Source organism: Micrococcus sp. M4NT (assembly GCF_033790745.1).
Lineage (GTDB): Bacteria > Actinomycetota > Actinomycetes > Actinomycetales > Micrococcaceae > Micrococcus.
This window is the reverse complement of the sequence record NZ_JAMYEH010000007.1, coordinates 39,687-62,911: the sequence shown is the minus strand read 5'-3', so window position 1 is coordinate 62,911 and position 23,225 is coordinate 39,687. Positions and strand designations below refer to the sequence as shown.

The 23,225-nt window shown below is 75.1% G+C and carries 19 protein-coding genes and 3 tRNA genes; 19 read left to right on the top strand and 3 right to left on the bottom strand.

What is annotated here, in order from left to right; genetic code table 11:
• The 10 genes from NJC10_RS06200 (at window position 1) to NJC10_RS06155 (ending at window position 8,951) form a co-directional block, all read left to right on the top strand.
• On the top strand, window positions 1–252 hold the full coding sequence (locus NJC10_RS06200) for a YbdD/YjiX family protein (protein WP_319075290.1): 252 nt from the start codon (window positions 1–3) through the stop codon (window positions 250–252).
• A 30-nt stretch (window positions 253–282) separates the two neighbouring features.
• Window positions 283–1,077, top strand: coding sequence for a fumarylacetoacetate hydrolase family protein (locus NJC10_RS06195; RefSeq protein WP_319075287.1), 795 nt, complete (start codon window positions 283–285; stop codon window positions 1,075–1,077).
• Between the two features lie 33 nt (window positions 1,078–1,110).
• Entirely contained in the window at window positions 1,111–2,706 is a 1,596-nt protein-coding gene (gene gltX / locus NJC10_RS06190) for a glutamate--tRNA ligase (protein ID WP_319075284.1), read from the top strand.
• Complete coding sequence (locus tag NJC10_RS06185; protein ID WP_319075282.1) at window positions 2,703–3,521, top strand: HAD family hydrolase; 819 nt, start codon at window positions 2,703–2,705, stop codon at window positions 3,519–3,521. Before gltX ends, NJC10_RS06185 begins: the two co-directional genes overlap by 4 nt.
• A gap of 114 nt (window positions 3,522–3,635) precedes the next feature.
• Window positions 3,636–3,707: transfer RNA gene (locus NJC10_RS06180), tRNA-Gln, on the top strand.
• 43 nt (window positions 3,708–3,750) lie between these two features.
• Window positions 3,751–3,823 (top strand) — tRNA-Glu (locus NJC10_RS06175).
• A gap of 119 nt (window positions 3,824–3,942) precedes the next feature.
• Window positions 3,943–4,015 (top strand) — tRNA-Glu (locus tag NJC10_RS06170).
• 102 nt (window positions 4,016–4,117) lie between these two features.
• On the top strand, window positions 4,118–6,037 hold the full coding sequence (locus tag NJC10_RS06165; RefSeq protein ID WP_413466404.1) for a dynamin family protein: 1,920 nt from the start codon (window positions 4,118–4,120) through the stop codon (window positions 6,035–6,037).
• Window positions 6,034–7,797 (top strand): GTPase family protein, encoded by a 1,764-nt coding sequence (locus NJC10_RS06160; RefSeq protein WP_319075277.1) that lies wholly within the window; start codon window positions 6,034–6,036, stop codon window positions 7,795–7,797. The genes NJC10_RS06165 and NJC10_RS06160 overlap by 4 nt, the downstream gene beginning before the upstream one ends.
• A 53-nt stretch (window positions 7,798–7,850) precedes the next feature.
• Window positions 7,851–8,951 carry a thiamine-phosphate kinase gene (locus NJC10_RS06155; protein WP_319075274.1) on the top strand — a complete coding sequence of 367 codons (1,101 nt, stop codon included), beginning with the start codon at window positions 7,851–7,853 and terminating at the stop codon, window positions 8,949–8,951.
• Window positions 8,952–8,994: 43 nt separating this feature from the next.
• On the opposite strand, the gene NJC10_RS06150 is transcribed toward NJC10_RS06155, so the two are convergent.
• Both NJC10_RS06150 and NJC10_RS06145 read right to left on the bottom strand, forming a co-directional pair.
• A complete protein-coding gene (locus NJC10_RS06150) occupies window positions 8,995–10,485 on the bottom strand; it encodes a UDP-glucose dehydrogenase family protein (protein WP_413466402.1) in 1,491 nt (496 codons plus the stop codon).
• Between the two features lie 151 nt (window positions 10,486–10,636).
• Entirely contained in the window at window positions 10,637–11,413 is a 777-nt protein-coding gene (locus NJC10_RS06145; protein WP_248115117.1) for an IclR family transcriptional regulator, read from the bottom strand.
• 152 nt (window positions 11,414–11,565) lie between these two features.
• On the opposite strand from NJC10_RS06145, the gene leuC reads away from it, so the two are divergent.
• The 6 genes from leuC to NJC10_RS06115 all read left to right on the top strand — a co-directional run bounded on the left by leuC (window position 11,566) and on the right by NJC10_RS06115 (window position 18,174).
• Window positions 11,566–13,017, top strand: a complete 1,452-nt coding sequence (leuC, locus tag NJC10_RS06140; protein WP_319075271.1) for a 3-isopropylmalate dehydratase large subunit — start codon at window positions 11,566–11,568, stop codon at window positions 13,015–13,017.
• A gap of 3 nt (window positions 13,018–13,020) precedes the next feature.
• Window positions 13,021–13,629: a 3-isopropylmalate dehydratase small subunit gene (leuD, locus tag NJC10_RS06135; protein ID WP_298713124.1), complete on the top strand. Its 609-nt coding sequence runs from the start codon at window positions 13,021–13,023 to the stop codon at window positions 13,627–13,629.
• Between the two features lie 222 nt (window positions 13,630–13,851).
• A complete protein-coding gene (murA, locus tag NJC10_RS06130) occupies window positions 13,852–15,180 on the top strand; it encodes a UDP-N-acetylglucosamine 1-carboxyvinyltransferase (RefSeq protein WP_248115114.1) in 1,329 nt (442 codons plus the stop codon).
• A 5-nt stretch (window positions 15,181–15,185) separates the two neighbouring features.
• The gene (locus NJC10_RS06125) at window positions 15,186–15,935 is read left to right on the top strand and encodes a lysophospholipid acyltransferase family protein (protein ID WP_319075267.1); all 750 of its coding nucleotides are present in this window, start codon (window positions 15,186–15,188) and stop codon (window positions 15,933–15,935) included.
• On the top strand, window positions 15,932–17,002 hold the full coding sequence (locus tag NJC10_RS06120; RefSeq protein ID WP_319075265.1) for an NAD(P)H-dependent glycerol-3-phosphate dehydrogenase: 1,071 nt from the start codon (window positions 15,932–15,934) through the stop codon (window positions 17,000–17,002). Before NJC10_RS06125 ends, NJC10_RS06120 begins: the two co-directional genes overlap by 4 nt.
• Window positions 16,999–18,174 (top strand): D-alanine--D-alanine ligase family protein, encoded by a 1,176-nt coding sequence (locus tag NJC10_RS06115; RefSeq protein WP_319075263.1) that lies wholly within the window; start codon window positions 16,999–17,001, stop codon window positions 18,172–18,174. The genes NJC10_RS06120 and NJC10_RS06115 overlap by 4 nt, the downstream gene beginning before the upstream one ends.
• Window positions 18,175–18,202: 28 nt before the next feature.
• On the opposite strand, the gene NJC10_RS06110 is transcribed toward NJC10_RS06115, so the two are convergent.
• On the bottom strand, window positions 18,203–18,688 hold the full coding sequence (locus NJC10_RS06110; RefSeq protein WP_248115109.1) for a DUF3515 family protein: 486 nt from the start codon (window positions 18,686–18,688) through the stop codon (window positions 18,203–18,205).
• Between the two features lie 116 nt (window positions 18,689–18,804).
• On the opposite strand from NJC10_RS06110, the gene NJC10_RS06105 reads away from it, so the two are divergent.
• From NJC10_RS06105 to NJC10_RS06095, 3 genes are read left to right on the top strand one after another with little or no spacing between them, the layout of a single operon-like run.
• A complete protein-coding gene (locus tag NJC10_RS06105) occupies window positions 18,805–19,992 on the top strand; it encodes an LCP family protein (protein WP_319075261.1) in 1,188 nt (395 codons plus the stop codon).
• Window positions 19,989–20,993 carry a DAK2 domain-containing protein gene (locus NJC10_RS06100; RefSeq protein WP_319075259.1) on the top strand — a complete coding sequence of 335 codons (1,005 nt, stop codon included), beginning with the start codon at window positions 19,989–19,991 and terminating at the stop codon, window positions 20,991–20,993. Before NJC10_RS06105 ends, NJC10_RS06100 begins: the two co-directional genes overlap by 4 nt.
• Complete coding sequence (locus NJC10_RS06095) at window positions 20,983–23,223, top strand: ATP-dependent DNA helicase RecG (RefSeq protein ID WP_319075257.1); 2,241 nt, start codon at window positions 20,983–20,985, stop codon at window positions 23,221–23,223. The genes NJC10_RS06100 and NJC10_RS06095 overlap by 11 nt, the downstream gene beginning before the upstream one ends.
• Window positions 23,224–23,225 lie beyond the last annotated feature (2 nt).

Sequence of the window (23,225 nt, the reverse complement as noted above, 5' to 3'; positions counted from 1 at the left end):
GTGCCCGGTCCGCACACCACGACGCCGGACGTCGCCTCCCCCGCGGAGGCCGCGTCCGGCGTCGGCGGCCGGCGCGGCGCGTGGGCCTCGGTCCGCTGGTGGCTGCGCCAGCTCACGGGGGAGGGGAAGTACGACGCCTACCTGGCCCACCACCGGGCGCATCATCCGGGCGAGGAACCGATGAGCGAGCGCGAGTTCTGGCGCGACGAGTACGCGAAGCAGGACGCGAACCCGGGCAGCCGCTGCTGCTGAGGGGCAGCGCCCGCCCACTAGGCTGGCCCCATGCGCATCGCTCGTTTCGTGGACAAGGCAGAACCGACCTACGGCGTCGTCGAGGGGCCCGCCGGGGCCGACCTCTCCGAGCTGACGATCACCGCCCTGCAGGGCGACCCGTTCTTCCACGGGGTCCAGCCCACCCGGACCACGCACCGGCTCGAGGACGTGCGCCTCGTCGCGCCGATCATCCCGCGCTCGAAGATCGTGGGCGTCGGCCGCAACTGGGCGGACCACGCGAAGGAGCTCGGCAACGAGACCCCGACCTCGCCGCAGTTCTTCCTCAAGCCCAACACCTCGGTCGTCGGGCCGAACGAGCCCGTGACCCTGCCCTCCTGGTCGGACGAGGTGTCCTACGAGGCCGAGCTGGCCGTCGTCATCGGCACCATCTGCAAGGACGTCCCGCTGAACCGCGTGGACGACGTGGTGTTCGGGTACACCGTGGGCAATGACCTCACCGCCCGCGACGCCCAGCGGACCGACCTGCAGTGGGCCCGCGCCAAGGGCTTCGACGGCGCCTGCCCGCTCGGCCCGTGGATCGAGACGGAGCTGGACGTGGAGGCCGCCGGCGGCCTGCGGGTCACCTCCCGGCTCGACGGCGAGACCCGCCAGGACGGCACGACGACGGACATGGTCTTCGGCGTGCGCGAGCTGGTGGCCGCCGCCTCGGAGATCTTCACCCTCCTGCCGGGCGACGTGATCCTCACCGGCACCCCGGCCGGCGTCGGCACGGTGGCCGAGGGCCAGCGCGTCGAGGCCGAGGTGGAGGGCATCGGCGTGCTCGCCACCCCCTTCCGCCGCTGAGCCCGGGGGAGCCCCGCGTAGACTCGGGGCATCATGACTGAGCCCACCGCCCCCGTGTCCGAGAACACCACCGCCCCCGAGAACGCGCCCGCGATCTTCGCCGACGTCCCCCAGGTGGACGCCGACACTCCCGTGCGCGTGCGCTTCTGTCCCTCGCCCACGGGAACTCCGCACGTCGGGATGGTCCGCACGGCGCTGTTCAACTGGGGCTGGGCCCGCCACACCGGCGGCACGCTCGTCTTCCGCATCGAGGACACGGACGCGAAGCGCGACTCCGAGGAGTCCTACCAGCAGCTGCTCGAGGCCATGCGCTGGCTCGGCATCGACTGGGACGAGGGCGTCGAGGTGGGCGGCCCGCACGAGCCCTACCGCCAGTCCCAGCGCGGTGAGATCTACGCCGAGGTCATCGAGAAGCTCAAGGCCGGCGGCCACATCTACCCCTCCTACTCCACCCCGGACGAGATCGAGGCGCGCCACCGGGCCGCCGGGCGCGACCCCAAGCTCGGCTACGACGGCGTCGACCGCGACCTGACCGAGGACCAGGTCGCCGCCTTCGAGGCCGAGGGCCGCACGCCGGTGTGGCGCGTGCGCATGCCGGACACGGACATCACCTTCACCGACCTGGTGCGCGGGGAGATCACCTTCAAGGCCGGCTCCGTGCCGGACTTCGTGGTGGTCCGCGCGGACGGCTCGGCGCTCTACACGCTCGTGAACCCGGTGGATGACGCGCTCATGGGCGTCACCCACGTGCTGCGCGGCGAGGACCTGCTCTCCTCCACCCCCCGGCAGATCGCGCTCTACCGCGCCCTGTACGCGATCGGCGTCGCCCAGTACATGCCGGTGTTCGGCCACCTGCCGTATGTGATGGGCGAGGGCAACAAGAAGCTCTCCAAGCGCGACCCTCAGTCCAACCTGTTCCTGCACCGGGACAACGGCTTCATCCCGGAGGGCCTGCTGAACTACCTGGCCCTGCTGGGCTGGTCGCTCTCCGCGGACGAGGACATCTTCACGCCCGAGCAGTTCATCGAGAACTTCGACGTGCACAAGGTCCTGGCCAACCCCGCCCGCTTCGACGAGAAGAAGGCGATCGCCATCAACGGCATCCACGTGCGCATGCTGGAGCCGGCCGACTTCCAGGCCCGCCTGGTGCCGTACCTGCACGCCGCCGGCCTCGTGGACGCCCAGCTCACGGAGCGCGAGCAGCGCATCCTCGCCGCCGCCGCGCCGCTCGTGCAGGAGCGCGTCCAGCTGCTCGGCGAGGCCGTCGAGATGCTGCGCTTCCTCTTCACGGAGGACGGGGACATCGCCACGGAGGCCGGGGCCCTCAAGGGCATGCCCGCGGACCTGCGCGCCGCCGTCGCCGCGGCCCGCGAGGCGCTGGCCGCCCTGCCGGCGGACGAGTTCACCACCGAGCGGATCGAGGCCGCGCTGCGCGAGGCCCTCGTGGAGCGACTCGAGCTCAAGCCGCGCCAGGCCTTCGGGCCCGTGCGCGTGGCCGCGACCGGCCGCAAGGTGTCCCCGCCGCTGTTCGAGTCCCTCGAGATCCTCGGTCGCGACTCCGCGCTGGCCCGCCTGGACCGCTTCGCCGCGGAGCAGGGCCTCGACGCCGCGCTGCCCACGGACGCGTGAGCCGCGCCTCGGGGGCCGGCGGCCCGTCGGCCCCCGCGTGGGACGGGGTCCTCTTCGACCTCGACGACACGCTGCTGGACCTGCGCACGGCCCAGCACGCCGCGTTCCACGCCACCATGCACCACCAGTGGGCCGGGGTGGGCGGCGTGGCCCCGGGGGTGCTCGCGGCAGCCGTCGAGGCGTTCGCCGCGGACGCCGACGGCCACTACGACCGCTACCTCGCCGGCGAGCTGAGCTTCGCTGGGCAGCGGCTGGCCCGGGCTCGTTCGGCGCTCGAGCGCCTGGGCGCGCCCGCGGAGACGGCCGAGCCGCTCGAGGCGCTGTGGCTCACGGACTACGAGGACGAGATCCGCGCGCACTGGGCGCTCTTCCCTGCGACGGCGGACGTGCTGGCCGCGGTGCGCGCGTCCGGCCGCGCGGTGGGGATCGTCACGAACAACGTGGAGGAGTACCAGCGGGGCAAGGCGGACGCGCTCGGCCTGGACTGGGTGCGCGTGCTCATCGGCTCGGACACGGCCGGTGCCCCCAAGCCGGACCCCGCGCCGTTCCTCGCCGGGTGCGAGCGGATGGGGACCGAGCCGGCCCGCACGCTCATGGTGGGGGACAGCCTGTCCAGCGACGTCGCCGGGGCTCGCGGCGCCGGGCTGGTCCCCGTCTGGCTCGCGCCCGACGACGCGGGGGTCCCGCGCGACGCCACGGCGCCCGAGCCCGATCAGGACCCGGCGGCCGATGCCGCCCCCGTCGCGCCGCGCTGGGACGCGGAGCGGGAGTGCTGGCGGATGGACGCCATCGGCGGCCTGCTCACCTGGCTCTGACGCCGATGTTGCGTGGGCGCCGGGCATGGGGTAGAGTTCCTACTCGTTGCCGGAGAGGTCCGGGGACATCCAGCTTGTGAATAGCACTGATGTCAAGCGATGCTTGACATGCAGTGGGGTATGGTGTAATTGGCAACACAACGGTTTCTGGTACCGTCATTCTAGGTTCGAGTCCTGGTACCCCAGCGAGTCTTCGACTCAGTGAGCGCTGACAGCAGTCGGCGCGCACGGCCCCATCGTATAGCGGCCTAGTACGCCGCCCTCTCACGGCGGTAACGCGGGTTCAAATCCCGCTGGGGTCACGCACGCATCACGTCCACGGACGCGGTGCACGGACGGTCATACGAGCCGTCCACCTGCTCGGAGAGGCAGGCGCACAGAACTCTCCACCCGCTTCCGGCAGCGATGCCGGGGGCAGCTCGGCCCCATCGTATAGCGGCCTAGTACGCCGCCCTCTCACGGCGGTAACGCGGGTTCAAATCCCGCTGGGGTCACGTGAGTGACGCAAGCCCGGTCCATCTGGACCGGGCTTGCGCCGTCTCCGGGGCAGTGCCCACCCGTCCTGTTCCGGGCCCGGACGGGCCCCTCGTGTGAGAATGGGACGCGTGCATCCCACTGACGAGAACGCCGCCACTCCGCCGCAGGGCACCGCCACGCCGGGCATCGACACCGCCGTCCGCCGCGTCCGCGACCACGTCGCCGACCTGGACCTCGGCTTCGAGACGCCGTCCGCGCAGGCGGACCGGGCCGAGCGCGAGCGCACCCTCCACCAGATCGACGACTACGTCCTTCCCCGCCTCGACTCCCTCGACGCCCCCCTGCTGGCCGTCGTCGGCGGCTCGACCGGCGCGGGCAAGTCGACCCTGGTCAACGCCCTCGTGGGGCACCAGGTCTCCCGCTCCTCGGCCCTGCGCCCCACCACACGCCAGCCCCTGCTCCTGCACAACCCGGCCGACGCCGCGTGGTTCACCGGCCCCCGCGTGCTGCCGGACCTGGCCCGCGTGACCGTGCACCGCACGGAGGCCGGCGGCCCCGTGGAGCCGGACTCGAACGCGATGGACACGGTCGCGCTCGTCGCGGAGCCCTCCCTGCCCGCCGGCATCGCGCTGGTGGACGCCCCGGACATCGACTCCGTGGCCGACCAGAACCGCGCCCTGGCCCGCCAGCTCCTCGAGGCCGCGGACCTGTGGATCTTCACGACGACGGCGCACCGCTACGCCGACGCCGTCCCGTGGCAGCTCCTCGACCAGGCGGCCGCCCGCGACATCACGGTCGCCGTCGTGCTGGGCCGCGTGCCCGAGGGCGACGCCGAGTCCATCACCCCCGACCTCCAGCGCATGCTCACCGAGCACGGCCTGCCCGACGCCCGCATCCACGTGATCCCGGAGACGCGCTTCGACGAGGCGGGCCTGCTCCCGCAGGAGCATGTGGCCAGCCTCCGCGCGTGGCTCGAGGAGCTCGCGCACGACGCCCAGACCCGCTCCGCCGTGGCCCGCCGCACTGTGGACGGCGTCCTCGCGCAGCTCGCGGACCGGGTGGAGGACCTCGCCCGCGCCGAGGAGGACCAGCAGGTGGCCGCAGCCGGCCTGGCCCGCTCCGTCACGGACGCCACCGAGCAGGCGGTGGAGACCGTCCAGCACGCCACCTCGGACGGGACGCTCCTGCGCGGGGAGGTGCTGGCCCGCTGGCAGGACTTCGTGGGCACCGGCGAGTTCTTCCGCGGAGTCGAGAGCGCGATCGGCCGCATCCGCGACCGCGTGACCGCCCTCGTGCGCGGCCGCCCGGCCCCGGTGGAGGAGGTCGAGTCGGCGCTCGAGACCGGGCTGCACGCCGTCATGGTGGAGGCCGTCGCCACGGCCGCGGAGCAGGTGGAGCGCCGCTGGGCGGCCGAGCCCGCGGGCCGTGCCCTCGTGGCCGGCCGTGACCTCGGCGCGCTGCCCGCGGACGTGTCCGAGCGCGCCGCCGCCGTGGTCCGCACGTGGCAGCAGGACGTGCTGTCGCTCATCGAGGAGGAGGGCGCCGGCCGCCGCACCAGGGCTCGCCTGGCCGCCTTCGGCGTCAACGCGGCCGCCGTGTCCCTCATGGTCCTCTCGTTCGCCTCCACCGCGGGGCTGGCCGGCATCGAGGTCGGGATCGCCGGCGGCGCCGCCGTGGTGGGCCAGAAGCTGCTCGAGTCGATCTTCGGCGAGGACGCCGTGCGCCGCATGGCCAAGCGCGCCAACGACCTCCTCGAGGTCCGGGTGCGGACGCTGCTCGAGGAGGTCCTCGCGGGCCGCTTCCTGCCGCTGCTCGCCCTGGACCGCGACCCCTCGGACACCGCGGCGCTGCGCGCCCTCGTCCCGACCCTGCGTCGCGGCGTGGAGGCCGGCCTCGACGGCCACCCCGGTGAGGAGGGCGATGAGCCCGCCCTTCCCGGCGTCGACCTCACCGCGGCCGCACCGGCCGAGCGGACGACCCCTCCCGCCGACGTCGTCGAGGGCCGCCTCGTCGCCGAGTCCGAGGAGGACGCCCGATGAGCCGCGCCGTCGCCACCCTGGACGAGCGCCTGAGCGCACTCGGCGAGGCCGCCGACCTGGGGCGGAACCGCCTGCCGGACGGGCCCGTGGACACCGCCGAGGCCGCCGTGCGCGCCGCGGGGGAGCGCCGCTCCCTGTCCGCCGAGCACACCGTGGTCGGCTTCTTCGGGGCCACCGGCTCCGGCAAGTCGTCCCTGTTCAACGCGCTGACCGGGCGTGACCTCGCCCGCGTGGCCGCCACCCGCCCGACCACGTCCGAGCCGCTCGCGGCGGTGTGGGGCGTGCGCCACGGCCAGGGCCTCGGCGGCGGCCCGGACGCGGACGGCACGGGGGAGGGCGGCGGCGCCGCGGCCCTGCTCGACTGGCTCGGCGTCACGCGCCGCCACCTGCTGGACGAGGCCCCCGTGCTCGACGGCGGCCGGAGCGGGTTCCTCGGCATCGGCCACAAGGACGGCGCGGACGCCACGGGCCTCATCCTGCTCGACCTGCCGGACATCGACTCGGTGGAGCTGAACAACCGGGAGATCACGTCCAAGCTGGCGGGCCACGTGGACGTGCTCGTGTGGGTCGTGGACCCGGAGAAGTACGCGGACGCCGTGATCCACCGCGACTTCCTCGCCACGATGGGCTCGCACGCCGCCGTCACGCTCGTGCTGCTGAACCAGGTGGACCGCCTCACCGTGGCGGACCGGGACACCGTGCTCGCCTCGCTGCGCCACATGCTCACGGGCCACGGCCTCGCGGACGTGCGCGTCCTGCCGGTCTCCGCCCGCACGGGCGAGGGGCTCGATGAGGTCGGCCGCCAGCTCGCGTCGATCGTCGCGGCCCGGGGCGCCGCCGTCGAGCGCCTGGGCGCCGACGTGGCCGCCCGGGCCGAGGACCTCTCCGCGGCCTCCGGCACGGGCGATCCCGCCGGCGTCACGGACGGGCTCGAGCACCGCCTCGGCAAGGACCTCGCGGTGGCCGGCGGCGTGCCGGCCGTGGTGCGCGCGGTGGAGGGCTCCTACCGCCTCCGCTCAGCCAAGCAGACCAGCTGGCCGGTGCTGCGCTGGATGCACTCCTTCCGGGCCGATCCGCTGCGCCGCCTCCACCTCATGCCCGAGCGGGCCTCCGCCCGCCGCGACCGGGACGAGATCGAACGCGACCCCGCGGTGCACCGCACCTCGCTGCCCACGCGCACGGGGACCCAGCGGGCCGTCGTCGAGGGCGCTGTGCGCACCGTGGTCACGGAGGCGTCCGCGGGCGCGCCGGAGCCGTGGGCCGCGTCCATCCGCCGTGCCGGCCGCGCAGAGCTCGACGCCGTCCCGGACGCCGTGGACCAGGCGATCTCCGCCACCGACCTGGGTGCCGCCCAGGGCAGCTGGTGGTGGCCCGTCCTGAACGTGCTGCAGTGGCTCGCGCTGCTGACCGCGGTGGTCGGCGCAGGCTGGCTCGGCCTGCTGGCCCTCGCCGTGTACCTGCAGTTCGCGCTCCCGCCGGCGCCGAGCGTGGAGGGCTTCCCGATCCCGACGCTGCTGCTGGTCGGCGGCCTCGCGCTCGGCCTGCTGCTGGCGCTCCTGGCGGTCCCGCTCACGCGCTGGACCGCGGCGGCGCGCGGCCGCCGCGCCCGCCGTCGCCTCGAGGAGTCGACGACGGCGGTGGGCCGCCGCCTCGTGGTGGACCCCGTGACCGCCGAGATCGAGCGCTACCACCGCTTCCAGTCCGCGATCGGGACGGCGGCGGGCACGTCCGCCCGCGGCCGGGGACGGGCGCGCCGGTGACGGGTCCCGGTGGTGCCGGCCTCACGGTCGGCGAGCTGTCCGAAGAGGGCCTCGTGGAGATCATCCAGGGGGCCCTCGCCCCTGCCAGTGCCCCCGCGCTGTGGCCGGCCGACTCCGTTCCGCCCGGGGACGACGCCGCCGTCGTCCCCGCCCCGCGCGGCGCCGTGGTGGTCTCCACGGACGCCATGGGCGAGGGCACGGACTTCCTGCTGATGTGGCCTGCCGGGGTGCGCACGCGGGGCTACGACGCCGGCTGGAAGGCCGCCGCGCAGAACCTCTCCGACATCAACGCGATGGGGGCGAGCTCCTCCGCGCTCGTCACGGCGCTGACGCTCCCCGAGGGCACGGACGTCGCGTGGGTCCGCGGGTTCGCGCGGGGGATCGCGGGCGCCATCGCCCGGCTCGGCGCCGGCGGGTGCCGCGCCGCGGGCGGCGACCTCGGCACGGGGGAGCGGATCCAGGCCGCCGTGACGGTGCTCGGGGATCCGGGTGCGGGGGTGCTGGAGCGCCGACCGCGGCGCGCGGAGGACCGGGACCGCCTGCTCGCCGAGGGCGCGGACCTGGTGCACTGCCAGGTGCTCGGGGGACTCGTCGGCGGCGGACCGGGATGGGCTGCCGCCGGGCTGCGCCTCCTGCTGACCGAGCGGGCCGAGCTCGAGCGCCGCTGGGACGCCCTGCCCGCGGAGCAGCGGCCGGGCGCCCGCGAGATCGCGCGCGCCGTCCGGGGGCAGCTGCGCCCGCGGCCGCCCCTCGCCGCGGGACCGGCCGCGCTGGCCGCCGGGGTGCTCACCCTCATGGACGTCTCCGACGGGATCGGCCGGGACGCGCACCGCATGGCGCGGGCCTGCGGCACGGGCGCCCCGGGCGGTCGGGTCGAGGATGGCGGGGCGCGGATCCTGACCCCGTGGGTGGCCGACACCTGGCTCGCCGACGTCGCCCGTCCGCTGGCGCGCGTGGCCGCGCTGGCCGGCGTCGCGCCGGAGGCCCTGGTTCTCGCCGGCGGCGAGGACTACGGGGTGGTGGGCCTGGCCTGGCCGGAGACCGTGCTGCCGGCCGGGTTCACCCGGATCGGGCGGATGCTCCCTGCCGGCGCCGAACCACCGGCCGGCCATCGGCCCCTGCCCGAGCGAGGCTGGGACCACTTCGGCGGCTGACGCGCCTCGGGCTGTCGCGCGCCGGGGCCGATGGCCGGCGGCCTCAGCGCCGCGCGGTGACCGACGCGGGGTCGAACCGGTGGCCCAGCCCCGTGACGGCCCAGCCGGCGGCCTCCCACGCGGCGGTGTCCAGCACGTTGCGGCCGTCGATCAGCAGCCGGTCGGCGACCTTGCCGCCCACGGCCTCCGGGTCCATCTCCCGGAACTCCTGCCACTCGGTCAGCAGGAGCGTCAGCTCGGCGCCCTCCACGGCCTCGTCCAGCGAGCCGACGTAGTCCAGGCGCGGGAAGCGGGCGGCCGCGTTGGCGCTGCCCTCGGGGTCGTACACCCGCACGTCCGCGCCGACCGAGTAGAGGCGCGCGGCGACGTCGAGCGCGGGGGAGTCGCGCACGTCATCGGAGTCCGGCTTGAAGGTCACGCCGAGCACCGCGATCCGGGCGCCGTGCAGGACCTCCTCGCCCGAGCCCGTCGTCGTGCCGCCGTACGGGCCGGCCGCCGCCTCGTGGCCGTGGGCCGCGGAGAGCATCTCCACCGCCAGGTCCACCACGCGCTCTCGGCGGCGCAGGTTGATGTCGTCCACCTCGGCGAGGAAGCGCATGGTGCGGTCCAGGCCGAGCTCGGAGACGCGGGCCTGCAGCGCGCGGATGTCCTTGGGCAGGCAGCCGCCGCCGAAGCCCACGCCGGCGTTCAGGAAGCGGCGGCCGATGCGGGCGTCGTGGCCGATCGCATCCGCCAGCGTGCGGATGTCCCCGCCCACGGTCTCCGTGATCTCGGAGAACGCGTTGATGAAGGAGATCTTCGTGGCCAGGAACGCGTTCGCGGCGACCTTGACGAGCTCCGCGGTCTCCAGGTCCGTGGAGACCCACGGCGTCTCCGCGGCCAGCTGCCGCGCGTAGACGCGGCGCAGGATCGGCTCGGCGCGCGGACCGGAGGTGCCGATCACGAGGCGGTCCGGGGTGAGCGTGTCCTGCACGGCGAAGCCCTCGCGCAGGAACTCGGGGTTCCAGGCGAGCTCGACGTCGCCCGGCAGGCCGGCCGCGGCGCGCACCTCGGCGACGAGGCCGGTCAGGCGCCGCGCGGTGCCCACGGGCACGGTGGACTTGCCCACGATCAGGGCGTCCCGGTCGATCGCCTGGGCGAGCGAGGTCACCGCGGCGTCCACATAGGTGAGGTCGGCGGCGGACGAGCCCGCCTGCTGCGGGGTGCCGACGCCGATGAAGTGCACGTCCGCCCAGCGCGCGGCCTCCTCGACGTCCGTGGTGAACCGCAGGCGGCCGGACTCCACGTGCGTGCGCAGCAGCTCCGGCAGGCCGGGCTCGTGGAACGGCACCTCGCCGCGGGCCAGTCGCTCGATCTTGGCCGGGTCCACGTCCACGCCCAGGACCTCGAAGCCAAGCTCGGCCATGCACGCCGCGTGCGTGGCGCCGAGATAGCCGGTGCCGATCACGGACAGACGCGGGCTCGCCGGCCGGCCGACCCCGTCCTCCCGTCCGGTCTCGACGGGGCTCGCGGGGGAGGTGCTCGGCTGCGTCACTTCGGACTCCTTGCGGGTGGGGCGGGCGGGGGGCGGGCGGGCGACGGACGCCCCAAGGCTAAGCCGGACGCGTGAACACGCGCCGAACGCGGCGCGGACGCGGGGTGTTCCCGCGGTGGTCGCGGGACGAACCGGCCGCGGCGGCGCGGACTCAGGCCTCGCCGGAGCGGATCAGCTCGGTGAGGCGTGTGGCGGCGGCGACGACGGCCTCGGCGTGCACGCGCCCCGGCTGCCGGGAGAGGCGCTCGAGGGGGCCGGAGATGGAGACGGCGGCGATCACGCGGCCACTCGGCCCGCGCACCGGCGCGGACACGGAGGCGACGCCGGGCTCCCGCTCGGCGAGCGACTGCGCCCAGCCGCGGCGGCGCACGGCCGCCAGGACGGTGGGGGTGAAGACGGCCCCGGCGAGGCCCTCGACGAGACGCTCGTGGTCCTCCCAGGCGAGCAGCACCTGTGCCGCGGATCCGGCCTTCATGGACATGCGGGCGCCCACCGGGATGGTGTCCCGCAGGCCCCACGGTCGCTCGGCCGAGGCCACGCACACGCGCGAGTCGGCCTGGCGGCGGAACACCTGCGCGGACTCGCCCGTGGCGTCCCGCAGCCACAGCAGGACGGGCCCGGAGGCCGTGGTCAGCCGATCCTCGCCCGCGGCGGAGGCCAGCTCGGCCAGGCGGGAGCCGAGCACGTAGCGGCCCTGCAGGTCCTTGCCCACGAGGCGGTGGTGAGCGAGCGCCGCCGCGAGGCGGTGCAGTGTGGGACGGGCGATGCCCGTGGCGGCCACGAGCTGGGCGAGGGTGGCCGGGCCGGACTCGAGCGCGTCCAGGATGGCCACGGACTTGTCCACCACGCCCACGCCGCTCGGGTGGCGGTGCAGCGCGGGTCCCAGGGCGTCGTTGCCCCGGGGGTCAGGAGAGTCGGGGAGGGTCATGTCGCGATCATAGCGTCTTGCAATGTGAGACGTTGCGGTTCGCGGGTCGAGATCCCCGGGGGCGGGGCGGCACAGTGGGACGACGACGCCGGGCCGCACCGCGGGGGCCCGCGGAGGACGAGGCGACCGCGGCACGACGAGGAGGACGATCCATGGGTCCCACGACGCATCCGCGCACGCTGGCCGAGAAGGTCTGGGACGAGCACGTGGTGGTCCGCGGCGAGGGCGAGGGGGCCTCCCGTGCGCCAGACCTGCTGTACATCGACCTCCACCTGCTGCACGAGGTGACGAGCCCCCAGGCGTTCGAGGGGCTGCGCCTGGCCGGCCGGTCCGTGCATCGCCCGGACCTGACGATCGCGACCGAGGACCACAACACCCCCACCCTCGAGATCGACCGGCCCATCGCCGACCCCGTCTCCCGCCTCCAGATCGAGACGCTGCGCGCCAACGCCGCCGAGTTCGGCATCCGCCTCCACTCCCTCGGGGACGTGGAGCAGGGGATCGTGCACGTGGTGGGCCCGCAGCTCGGCCTCAGCCAGCCCGGCCTGACCGTGGTGTGCGGCGACTCCCACACCTCCACGCACGGCGCGTTCGGCGCCCTCGCGTTCGGCATCGGAACCTCCGAGGTGGAGCACGTCCTCGCCACGCAGACCCTGCCGCTCAAGCCCTTCAAGACGATGGCGATCACGGTGGACGGCACCCTGCGCCCGGGCGTCACGGCCAAGGACATCGTCCTCGCCGTCATCGCGAAGATCGGCACGGGCGGCGGCCAGGGCTACGTGCTGGAGTACCGTGGCGAGGCCATCCGTGCTCTCTCCATGGAGGGCCGCATGACCATCTGCAACATGTCCATCGAGGCCGGCGCCCGCGCCGGCATGGTGGCCCCGGACGACACCACGTTCGAGTACCTGAAGGGGCGTCCGCACGCGCCGGTCGGCGAGGACTGGGACGCCGCCGTCGCGCACTGGCGCACGCTGGCCACGGACGAGGGCGCACGGTTCGACGCCGAGGTGGTCCTGGACGCGGACACGCTCGAGCCGTTCGTCACGTGGGGCACCAACCCCGGCCAGGGGATCAGCCTCAACGACGCCGTCCCCGCGCCGGAGGACTTCGCCGACCCCGCCGCCCAGGAGGCGGCCCGCAAGGCGCTGCGCTACATGGACCTCGCTCCCGGCACCCCCATGAAGGACGTGGCGGTGGACACGGTGTTCATGGGCTCGTGCACCAACTCCCGCATCGAGGACCTGCGCACCTTCGCGGAGATCGTGAAGGGCCGCACCAAGCCCGAGGGGCTGCGCGTCATGGTGGTCCCCGGCTCCGCGCGGGTGCGCCTGCAGGCCATGGAGGAGGGTCTGGACCGCGTGATCCAGGACTTCGGCGCCGAGTGGCGCTTCGCCGGCTGCTCGATGTGCCTGGGCATGAACCCGGACCAGCTCGCGCCGGGGGAGCGCTGCGCCTCCACCTCGAACCGCAACTTCGAGGGCCGCCAGGGCAAGGGCGGGCGCACCCACCTGGTCTCGCCCGTGGTGGCCGCCGCCACCGCCGTCCTCGGGCGCCTCGCGAGCCCGTCCGACCTGCCCGCCCTCACCGTCCAGGAGGCCTGAGCCATGGAGAAGTTCACCACCCACACCGGCATCGGCGTCCCGCTGCGCGCCTCCAACGTGGACACGGACCAGATCATCCCCGCCGTGTACCTCAAGCGGATCTCGCGCACGGGCTTCGAGGACGCCCTGTTCGCCGGCTGGCGCCAGGACCCGGAGTTCATCCTCAACACGGAGCCCTACAGCGCCGGCTCGGTGCTCGTGACCGGCGCGGACTTCGGCACGGGCTCCTCCCGTGAGCACGCCGTGTGGGCGCTCAAGGACTACGGCTTCAAGGCCGTGCTCTCCCCGCGCTTCGCGGACATCTTCCGCGGCAACTCCGCCAAGCAGGGCCTCGTGGCCGCCCAGGTGGAGCAGGCGGACATCGAGCGGATCTGGAAGGAGCTCGAGAACGAGCCGGGAGCGGCCGTGACCGTGGACCTCGAGCGCCGCACGGTGGAGTGCGGCGGCTTCAGCACCACCTTCCAGATCGACGACGACGCCCGGCGTCGCCTGCTCGCGGGGATCGACGACATCGGCGCCACCCTCGGCCACCGGGAGGCGATCGACGCCTACGAGGCGGCCCGCCCCGCCTGGAAGCCCACCACGCTGCCCGCGCGCACCGCCGCCGACTGACGCGCGCGCCGGGGCGGCGTCGGCGTGGCCGACGGCACAGGCGCCCAGCTGTCCGCCGTGCGGCGGGGCGTTGCGGCCGCGGCCCCCCCAGCACCTATGCTGGGTGCGATTCCGGGGCCGAGCGCGTGCAGCGCGGCCGGTGCCCGAACCCGCACGCCTCCGCTTCCCCCGGGGCGTCGCCGAGACCGTGGCCCGAGCGTCACGTTGAGGAAGGACACGAGAATGGCGAAGCTGCTGACGATCCACGGCGGAAAGCCGCTCACGGGCGAGGTCACGGTGCGCGGCGCCAAGAACCTCGTCCCGAAGGCCATGGTGGCCGCTCTGCTGGGCAACACGCCCTCCACGCTGCGCAGCGTCCCGGAGATCAAGGACGTGGACGTGGTCAGCTCCCTCCTCGAGATCCACGGCGTCACCGTGGACTGGGACAAGGAGTCGGGCTCCATCACCATGGATCCGGCCGGCGTGAAGTCCGCCCTCACCGCGGAGATCGACGCCCACGCGGGCGACTCGCGCATCCCGATCCTCTTCTGCGGCCCGCTGATGCACGCGATCGGCGAGGCCTTCATCCCCGACCTGGGCGGCTGCAAGATCGGCGACCGCCCGATCGACTACCACCTCGAGGTGCTGCGCAACTTCGGTGCGGTGGTGGACAAGCGCCCGGGCGGCATCTCCATCTCCGCCCCCAAGGGGCTGCACGGAGCGAAGCTCGAGCTGCCCTACCCCTCCGTGGGCGCGACGGAGCAGGTGCTGCTCACCGCCGTGAAGGCGGAGGGCATCACCGAGCTCAAGGGCGCCGCGGTGGAGCCGGAGATCCACAACCTCATCGACGTCCTCCAGAAGATGGGCGCGATCATCACGGTGCAGACGGACCGCACCATCCGCATCGAGGGCGTCGCCGAGATGCGCGGGTACAACCACGTCGCCCTGCCGGACCGCAACGAGTCCGCCTCGTGGGCCTCCGCCGCCCTGGCGACGCGCGGCGACATCTTCGTGCGCGGCGCCGCGCAGAGCGACCTCACGGCGTTCCTCAACACGTACCGCAAGATCGGCGGCGAGTTCGACGTCACCGACGACGGCATCCGCTTCTGGCACGCCGGCGGCGACCTCAACCCGCTCGTGCTGGAGACGGACGTGCACCCCGGCTTCATGACCGACTGGCAGCAGCCGCTCGTGGTGGCTCTGACCCAGGCCACGGGCGTCTCGATCGTCCACGAGACCGTGTACGAGAACCGCTTCGGCTTCACCGACGCGCTCGTGCGCATGGGCGCCTCCATCCAGCTGCACCGCGAGTGCCTGGGCTCCGTGCCGTGCCGCTTCGGCCAGCGCAACTTCCTGCACTCCGCCGTGATCTCCGGCCCCACGCCCCTGCACGGCGTGGACTTCGACATCCCTGACCTGCGCGGCGGCTTCTCCCACCTCATCGCCGCGCTCGCGGCCGAGGGCACCTCCACCGCCACGGGCCTGGAGATCATCAACCGCGGCTACGAGCACTTCATGGACAAGCTCCAGGGGCTCGGCGCCGACGTCGAGCTGGCCGAGACCGATCGATGACGTCCGTGGGCCCCGCGAACGCGACCCCTGGGACGGCCGCCCCCACCCGGGCGGAGCGACGGGGCTACGTGGTCCCGGCCGCGCTCGTCCGGCCGCTCATGCGCTCCCTCGTGCGCCAGCGCTGGGAGCACACGGACCGGATCCCGCGCACCGGAGCGATCCTCGCGGTGAACCACATCTCGGAGATCGACCCGCTCTCCGTGGCCCACATGGTCTACAACCAGGGCCTGCTGCCCACCATCATGGCGAAGGCCGAGCTGTGGAAGGTCCCGGGCCTGAAGCAGATGCTCCAGTCCACCCGCATGATCCCCGTGGACCGCTCCCGCGACGGCGGCCGCTCGCTCGAGGCGGCCCGGGCCGCCCTCGCCGCCGGCCGCGTGATCGTGGTGTACCCCGAGGGCACGGTGACCCGCGACCCCGACGGCTGGCCCATGGCGGCCCGCGCCGGCGCCGTCCGCCTGGCCCTGCAGACCGGCGCGCCGCTCGTCCCCGTGGGCCAGTGGGGCATCCAGGAGCTGCTGCCGTACCCGACCCACGCCCTGAAGCCCTTCCCGCGCAAGACCGCGCGCATGGTCGTGGGCGAGCCCGTGGACCTGGACGACCTCCGGGACGTCCCCCTGACGGCCACCGTCCTGCGCACCGGCACCGATCGGATGATGGACGCCGTCACGGACCTCGTGGCGCAGCTGCGCGGCGAGCCCGCCCCGGAGGGCCGGTGGAACCCGAAGACCGGACGCCGGGAGCCCCGAGCGTGACGCACGCGAGTCCACAGGGCCCGCGCCCCGCCGGGGACCCCGCCGTCGTCGCCGTGCTGGGCGCCGGCAGCTGGGGCACCGCCTTCGCCCGCGTGCTGGGCACCAGCACGAGCCCCGAGGGGGCCCGCGCCCGCGAGGTGGTGGTCTGGTCGCGCCGTGCCGAGGTGGCCGAGGCCGTCAACCGCGACCACGCCAACTCGGAGTACCTGCCGGGGATCGAGCTGCCCGCGTGCGTACGCGCCGTCACCGACGCCCGCGAGGCCGTCTCCGGCGCCGGCGTCGTGGTGGTCGCGGTGCCCGCACAGAGCGTGCGCGCCACCCTCGAGTCCGTGGCGGACGCGATCGCGCCGGACGCCGTCGTCGTCTCGCTCGTGAAGGGCCTCGAACGCGGCACGGATGCGCGCCCCTCCCAGGTGTGCGCCGACGTCCTGGGTCTGGCCGCCGACCGCTTCGCTGTGGTCTCCGGGCCCAACCTGGCCCTCGAGATCGCGCGCGGGGAGCCCACCGCCACCGTGGTCGCCTCGACGTCGGCGGCGACCGCCGAGCGCGTGGCCGCGCTCACCGCGGGCCGCACCTTCCGCCCCTACACCAACACGGACGTCGTGGGCGTGGAGATCGGCGGGATCGTGAAGAACGTGATCGCCCTCGCCGTGGGCATCTGCGACGGCCAGGGCCTGGGGGACAACTCGAAGGCCTCGATCATCACGCGCGGCCTGGCCGAGACCACCCGCCTGGCCGTGCGCCTGGGCGGCGACGCCGGCACCCTCGCCGGACTCGCGGGCCTGGGCGACCTCGTGGCCACGTGCGCCTCTCCGCTCTCGCGCAACCGCAGCGCCGGACGTCTGCTCGGCACCGGCATGGGCGTGGACGAGGCCGTGGCCGCCATGAAGCAGACCGCGGAGGGCCTGAAGTCCGTGTCCGCGATCGTCCACGTGGCCCGCGCGCACGGCGTGGAGATGCCCATCAGCGAGGCCATGGACCGGGTCGTCGCCGGCTCCGTGGACGTGCACCACCTGGCCGGCCTCCTGCTCGGCCGGGACCTGAAGTCGGAAGGACGCATCGCATGACCGCCACCCCCGAGGCCGCCCCGGCCGCCACCGTCCACGATGCCTCCGCCGCGGGCGGGCCCGCCGGCCGCCGCCCGCGCGTGCTCCTGCTGTTCGGCGGCCGCTCGAGCGAGCACCCCATCAGCTGCGTCACCGCCGCCGGTGTGCTGCACGCGGCGGACCCCGCGCGCTGGGACGTGGTGCCCGTGGGCGTCGCACGCTCGGGCCTGTGGTCCCACGGCGAGGTGGACGTCGCGGGGTTCCGCCTCGACGCGGGCGAGCTCCCGGAGGTCCCCGAGCCGCAGCGCCCGGTGAGCGTGCGCACGCGCGCGGACGGCGCCGTCGAGCTCGTGGCCGAGGACGGCGCCTCCCTCGGCCCGGTGGACGTGGTGTTCCCCCTGCTGCACGGCCCGTTCGGCGAGGACGGGACGCTGCAGGGCATGTTCGAGTCCCTGGGCCTGCCCTACGTGGGCTGCGGCGTGCTCGCCTCCGCCGTCGGCATGGACAAGCACTTCATGAAGGTGGCCTTCCAGGCCGCCGGCCTCGAGGTGGGGCCGTGGGAGACCATCACGGACCGCCAGTGGGCGCGGGACCCCGAGGCCGCGCTCGAGCGCGCCGGCCGCCTCGCGCACCCGCTCTTCGTCAAGCCCGCCCGCGGCGGCTCCTCGTTCGGCATCACCCGCGTGGCCGAGGGCGAGGACCTGCGCGCCGCGATCGAGGAGGCGCGCCGCTACGACCCCAAGGTCGTGGTGGAGGCCGGCATCCTGGGCCGGGAGATCGAGTGCGCCGTCCTGGACGGCCACGGCACGGAGGCCCCGCGCGCCTCCCTGCCCGGGGAGATCGTGGTGAAGGGCTCCGAGGCCGGCCACCAGTTCTACGACTTCGAGGCGAAGTACCAGGACCGCGAGGCCGCGCAGCTCTCCTGCCCGGCCGAGCTGCCCGAGGAGCAGATCGCGCGCCTGCGCGAGCTCGCCGTCACCGCCTTCGAGGCCGTGGACGGCTCCGGCCTGGGCCGCTGCGACTTCTTCCACACCCCGGACGGGCGCTGGGTCGTCAACGAGATCAACACGATGCCCGGCTTCACCCCGATCAGCATGTACCCCGCGATGTGGGAGCGCACGGGCCTGCCCTACGCCGAGCTCATCTCGGAGCTGCTGGACCTCGCGATCGAGCGCGGCACCGGCCTGCACTGAGCCGGGCCGCGCCGCGCGGCGGGCGGCCTCAGCCCACGGGCGTCGCGTCCTCCAGGTTCACGCACGCGCGCTCGGCGGGGATGCGGGCCACGGCGGAGGACAGGCCGGTCATCACCGAGTCCGAGCTCGCCCGGTCCTTCGCGAAGAGCACCTCGACGGCGGGCGTGCGGCCGTACGTGGTGAGGCGCCAGTTCGCGTCCTCGTCCCGCACCACCCAGTCGACCTCGTCCACGCGCAGGCACGGGTCCGTGGTGGGGCCGGGGGAGGGCACGCCGCAGCGCAGCACGACGGCCGCCGGGTCACCCCACACGGCGGTGGCCTGGCTGTCCGTGGGGCGCAACGGGAGGTCGGCCAGCTCGTCCGGCATGGCGATCATGGCGGGGGCGCACGCGGGGTCCGCGGCGTCGGGGGCGGCCTCCACGGTGGCCGTGCGGCCCGAGCACGCGGTGGTGGCCAGGGCGACGGCGGCCAGCAGGGCGGACAGGCGGACCGGAGCGGGGACGCGGGACGGCATCCTCCCAGGATAGGGGGCGGGCCCTGTCGCGTCGCCCCGGTGGCCTAGCATGGACGGGATCGACCCGCCGACCCGCGCGCCGCGTCCGGCGCCCCCGCCCAGCAGGAGTACACGCCGTGAACAGCGCCCCCGCCTCCGCACCGGACGAGACCCCGCACCGCGCGCCGCGCCGCCGCCGGCCCGTGCTGCTCATCGTCCTGGCCGTCCTCCTGGCCGCCCTGCTGGCCCTCGGCATCACCGCCGCCGTGTACCTCTCCGGTCTGGCCCGCTCGGTGGACGAGGACACCCAGCGCTTCGACGGCGGCGCGTTCCCCGCGGAGTCGCTGCGTCCGGCGGAGCCCGGGAAGGACGGCGCGGGATCGGACGGCGACGGGAGCGGCGGGAACGACGGCAAGGGCGCGGCCGCCGGCAACGCCGCTCCCGGCGTGTGGACCCCCACCGCCCCGCCGCCCGGCGTGGACCCGACGATGGCCGAGGCCGCCGCCCAGGGCCCCGAGGCCCCCTCCGCGGACGAGAAGGCGGACGGCGCCGCCGTCGACTTCCTCCTCGTGGGCGAGGACGCCGGCGCGGAGGGCCGCGGCGAGACCGGCCGCTCCGACACGATGATGTGGGTCCACGTGCCCGGCGACCGCAGCCGCGTGGACGTCATGTCCGTCATGCGCGACCTCTGGGTGCCGATCCCAGGCCAGGGCGACCGCAAGGTCAACGCCGCCTACTCGCTCGGCGGGATCCCGTTGACCGTGAGCACCGTGGAGAACATGTTCCAGGCGCGCGTGGACCATGTGGTGGCGGTGGACCTGGCCGGCTTCCAGGGCCTCGTGGACGCCCTCGGCGGCGTGACCGTGCAGAACCCCACCGCGTTCACCTCCACCGGCGGCGTGGACTTCCCGGCGGGGACGGTGCAGATGGACGGGGCGAAGGCCCTGGTCTACGCCCGTGAGCGCTACACCCTGCCGCGCGGCGACTACGACCGCGTGGAAAACCAGCAGCGCCTCGTCAAGGCGATCATGGCCGAGTTCCTCTCCCTGGACACCCTCTCGGACCCGGGCCGCGTGCAGCAGTCCGTGGAGCGCTTCGCCCCCTACCTGACCCTGGACGACTCCCTGGACTCGGGCGCCCTCGCCTCCCTCGCGTGGTCCCTGCGCGACGCACGGGACGCCCCGATCGTCACGAGCACCGTGCCCACGCTGGGCGTCGGCACGGCGGGGGACAACCAGTCCGTCGTGTGGCCCGACTGGGCCGGCATCCGCGCGATCGGCAAGGGCATCCGCACGGGCGGCCTCGGCGAGGTCGTCGGGCAGTGAGCACCCCGAGCGGGCCGACGTCCGTGGAGCGCTGGCTGGTCCTCGCCGAGGACCTGGTCGGCCGTGCCGCGCCCCGCCTCAACGCCCTGAACGTCTTCCCGGTGCCGGACGCTGACACGGGGTCGAACATGCTCGCGACCCTGCGAGCCGCCCGCGCGGCCGCGGAGTCGGCGGAGACCGCTGACGTCGGGGCGGTCATGGCGCGGGTGGGCCGGGCCGCCCTGGACGCGGCGCACGGCAACTCGGGGACGCTCCTCGCCGTCGCCCTGGCCGGCGCGTCCGGGCCGCTGCGCGGCCGCCGGGAGGTGCGCGTGGCGGACCTGGCCGCGGCCTTCGGCGCGGCGGACGAGGCGGCGCGCGCCGCGCTCTCCGAGCCCCAGGAGGGCACCATCCTCACCGTGCTCACCTCGGCGGCCGAGAGCCTGGAGCGCTCGGCGGCCGAGGCGCCGTCGGGCACCGGGGAGGACTCCCGGCTGGCGGACGCCGTCACCGCGATGGTGGCGGGCAGCCTGCGAGCGGTGGAGGGGACGGAGGCGCTCCTGCCCACGCTCGCGGACGCCCACGTGGTGGACGCCGGCGCCGTGGGCCTGCTGTGGGTGCTCGAGGCCCTGCGCTCGGCCGTGACCGGCACCGAGGTGGACGCCGAGCTCGCCGCCGCTCTGCACGGGTACGCGGACGAGTCCCGCGAGGCCGTGGCCGCACCCGCGGGGCACGCGGCCGGCGTCGAGGTCATGGGCACCCTCGCGCTGACCCCCCTGGACGCCGCGGAGCTGCGCCGCCGCCTGGACGCGGTGGGGGACTCGCTGATCCTCGCCCCCGTGTCCAGGGAGCTGGACGAGCAGGGGCGGGTGCCGTGGCGCGTCCACGTGCACGTGCCCCGCGCCGAGGACGCCGTGGACGTGCTGCGCGCGGCGGGCGAGCCCGCGGGCCTGTCCGTCACAGACCTGAGCGCGCCGGCCCACGCGCACCGTCACGAGGCCGACGGGCGCCATGGCCGCTGACGTCGCCGTCACGGACCTGCCCCTCACCGAGGTGCTCTCTGGCACGCTGCCCGGGCGCCTCGAGAAGGAGCTCGGGCTCCGCACCGTCGGAGAGCTGCTGGACCACACGCCGCGCCGCTGGGTCGAGCGCGGGGAGCTGACGCCGATCGCGGCGCTCCCGTGGGACTCCGAGGTCACCGTGGTGGCCGTCGTCGAGTCCGTGAGCACCCGCCAGATGCGCAGCCGCGGCGGGTTCATCGTGGACGTGACCGTGGCGGACCCCTCCGTGGCCGGCGTGCCCGGGGCGAGCCTGTCCATGGCCTTCTTCAACGGCCACGACGCGCGCCGCCGCCTGGCCCCCGGCGTCACCGCCATGTTCCAGGGGAAGACCACCGAGTACCGCGGGCGGATCACGCTCAACAACCCGGACTTCGCGCTCCTGGACGACGACGTCGCGCCCGGCGAGGTGGACGTGCGCCCCGTGCCGATCTACCGCTCCACGGGCAAGCTGCCGAGCTGGACGGTCCGCTCGGCGCTCCAACGGGTCCTCGAGACCGTGGACCTGGACCGGATCCCGGAGCTCCTGACGCCCGAGATCCGCGCGATGACCGCCGCCGACCTCGACCTGGACGCACCCCTGCCCGGCACCGCCCAGGCCTACCGGGACCTCCACGCGCCGGACGACGTGGCCGACACCGGCCCCGCCCGCACGGCCCTCGCCCTGCGCGAGGCCCTCGTGGTGCAGGCCGCGCTGGCGTGGCGCCGCAGCCGGGAGCGGGCCGTCCCCGCGGTCCCGCGCCCGCCCCGCGCCGGCGGGCTGCGGGAGGCCCTCGACGCGCGCCTGCCCTTCACGCTGACCGCGGGCCAGCGGCGCGTGGGGGAGGAGCTCTCCGCCGAGCTCGCCCGCGAGAGGCCGATGAGCCGCCTGCTCCAGGGCGACGTGGGCGCGGGCAAGACCCTCGTGGCCCTGCGCGCGATGCTCCAGGTGGTGGACGCCGGCGGCCAGGCCGCACTCGTGGCCCCCACGGAGGTCCTCGCCGCCCAGCACCACCGCGCCCTGCTGCGCCTCATGGGCCCGCTGGCCGACGACGGCGCCCGCGGGCTCGGCGGCGTCGGCACCCTCGGCCTCGACGACGGCCGGGAGGGTCCCCACACGGGCGTCGTCCTCGTGACCGGGTCCCAGCGGGCCGCCGCCCGGCGCGAGGCGCTGCTCGCGCTCGCCTCGGGGGAGGCGGGGATCGCCGTCGGGACGCACGCCCTGCTCTCGGACACGGTGGGGTTCGCGGAGCTCGCGCTCGCCGTGGTGGACGAGCAGCACCGCTTCGGCGTGGACCAGCGCGAGGCCCTGCGCCGCGCCAACCCGGGCACGCACCTGCTCGTCATGTCCGCCACGCCCATCCCGCGCTCGGTGGCCATGACCGTCTTCGGCGACCTCGACCTCACCGTCCTCGAGGGCCTGCCCTCCGGCCGCCAGCCGGTCACCACGCACGTCGCGCGGATGGCGCACGGCCCGCGCGTGATCGGGCGCGTGTGGGAGCTGATCGCGGAGCACGTCGCCGCGGGGCACCAGGCCTTCGTGGTGTGCCCGCGGATCGACCCGGACGACGCGGACCCGGGCCACGCGAACGTGACGGAGATGGCCCCGCGGCTCGAGGCGCTGCCCGCGCTCGCGGCCGCCCGCCCGGGCGGGGCGCGGATCGGGGTGGTGCACGGCCGGATGGACCAGGCCGAGCAGGACGCCGCGATGCAGGCGTTCGCGCGCGGGGAGACGGACGTGCTCGTGGCCACCACCGTCGTGGAGGTGGGCGTGGACGTGCCCAACGCCACCGTCATGGCCGTGCTGGACGCGGACGACTTCGGCCTCTCCACCCTCCACCAGCTGCGCGGCCGCGTGGGCCGCGGCCCCGGCGCGTCCGTGTGCCTCCTGGCCACGCGCCTGCCGGACGGGCACGCCTCCCTGCGCCGCCTCGAGGTGCTCGAGCAGACCCAGGACGGTCTGCGGATCGCGCAGGAGGACCTGGCCCACCGCGGCGTCGGCGACGTCCTCGGGGCGCAGCAGTCCGGCCTGGCCTCCGGGCTGCGCCACGTGGACGTCATCGCGGACGCCCCGCTCATCGGCCTGGCCGCGGACGCCGTGGCGCGCATCATGGCAGCCGGCGAGGGGCTCTCCGCGCACCCGGCGCTGGCCGCCGAGGTGACCCGCTGGGAGGGCGAGCACCTCACCGCCGCCGACTACCTCGAGAAGGGCTGACC

What these genes read in the sequence shown, in the direction of transcription:
- NJC10_RS06110 (WP_248115109.1), bottom strand. Translation starts at nt 18,688, where the DNA reads ATGCCGTCCCGCGTCCCCGCTCCGGTCCGCCTGTCCGCCCTGCTGGCC.
- NJC10_RS06115 (WP_319075263.1), top strand. Translation starts at nt 16,999, where the DNA reads ATGACCGCCACCCCCGAGGCCGCCCCGGCCGCCACCGTCCACGATGCC.
- NJC10_RS06145 (WP_248115117.1), bottom strand. Translation starts at nt 11,413, where the DNA reads ATGACCCTCCCCGACTCTCCTGACCCCCGGGGCAACGACGCCCTGGGA.
- NJC10_RS06195 (WP_319075287.1), top strand. Translation starts at nt 283, where the DNA reads ATGCGCATCGCTCGTTTCGTGGACAAGGCAGAACCGACCTACGGCGTC.
- leuD (WP_298713124.1), top strand. Translation starts at nt 13,021, where the DNA reads ATGGAGAAGTTCACCACCCACACCGGCATCGGCGTCCCGCTGCGCGCC.
- leuC (WP_319075271.1), top strand. Translation starts at nt 11,566, where the DNA reads ATGGGTCCCACGACGCATCCGCGCACGCTGGCCGAGAAGGTCTGGGAC.
- NJC10_RS06095 (WP_319075257.1), top strand. Translation starts at nt 20,983, where the DNA reads ATGGCCGCTGACGTCGCCGTCACGGACCTGCCCCTCACCGAGGTGCTC.
- NJC10_RS06160 (WP_319075277.1), top strand. Translation starts at nt 6,034, where the DNA reads ATGAGCCGCGCCGTCGCCACCCTGGACGAGCGCCTGAGCGCACTCGGC.
- NJC10_RS06165 (WP_413466404.1), top strand. Translation starts at nt 4,118, where the DNA reads ATGGGACGCGTGCATCCCACTGACGAGAACGCCGCCACTCCGCCGCAG.
- gltX (WP_319075284.1), top strand. Translation starts at nt 1,111, where the DNA reads ATGACTGAGCCCACCGCCCCCGTGTCCGAGAACACCACCGCCCCCGAG.
- murA (WP_248115114.1), top strand. Translation starts at nt 13,852, where the DNA reads ATGGCGAAGCTGCTGACGATCCACGGCGGAAAGCCGCTCACGGGCGAG.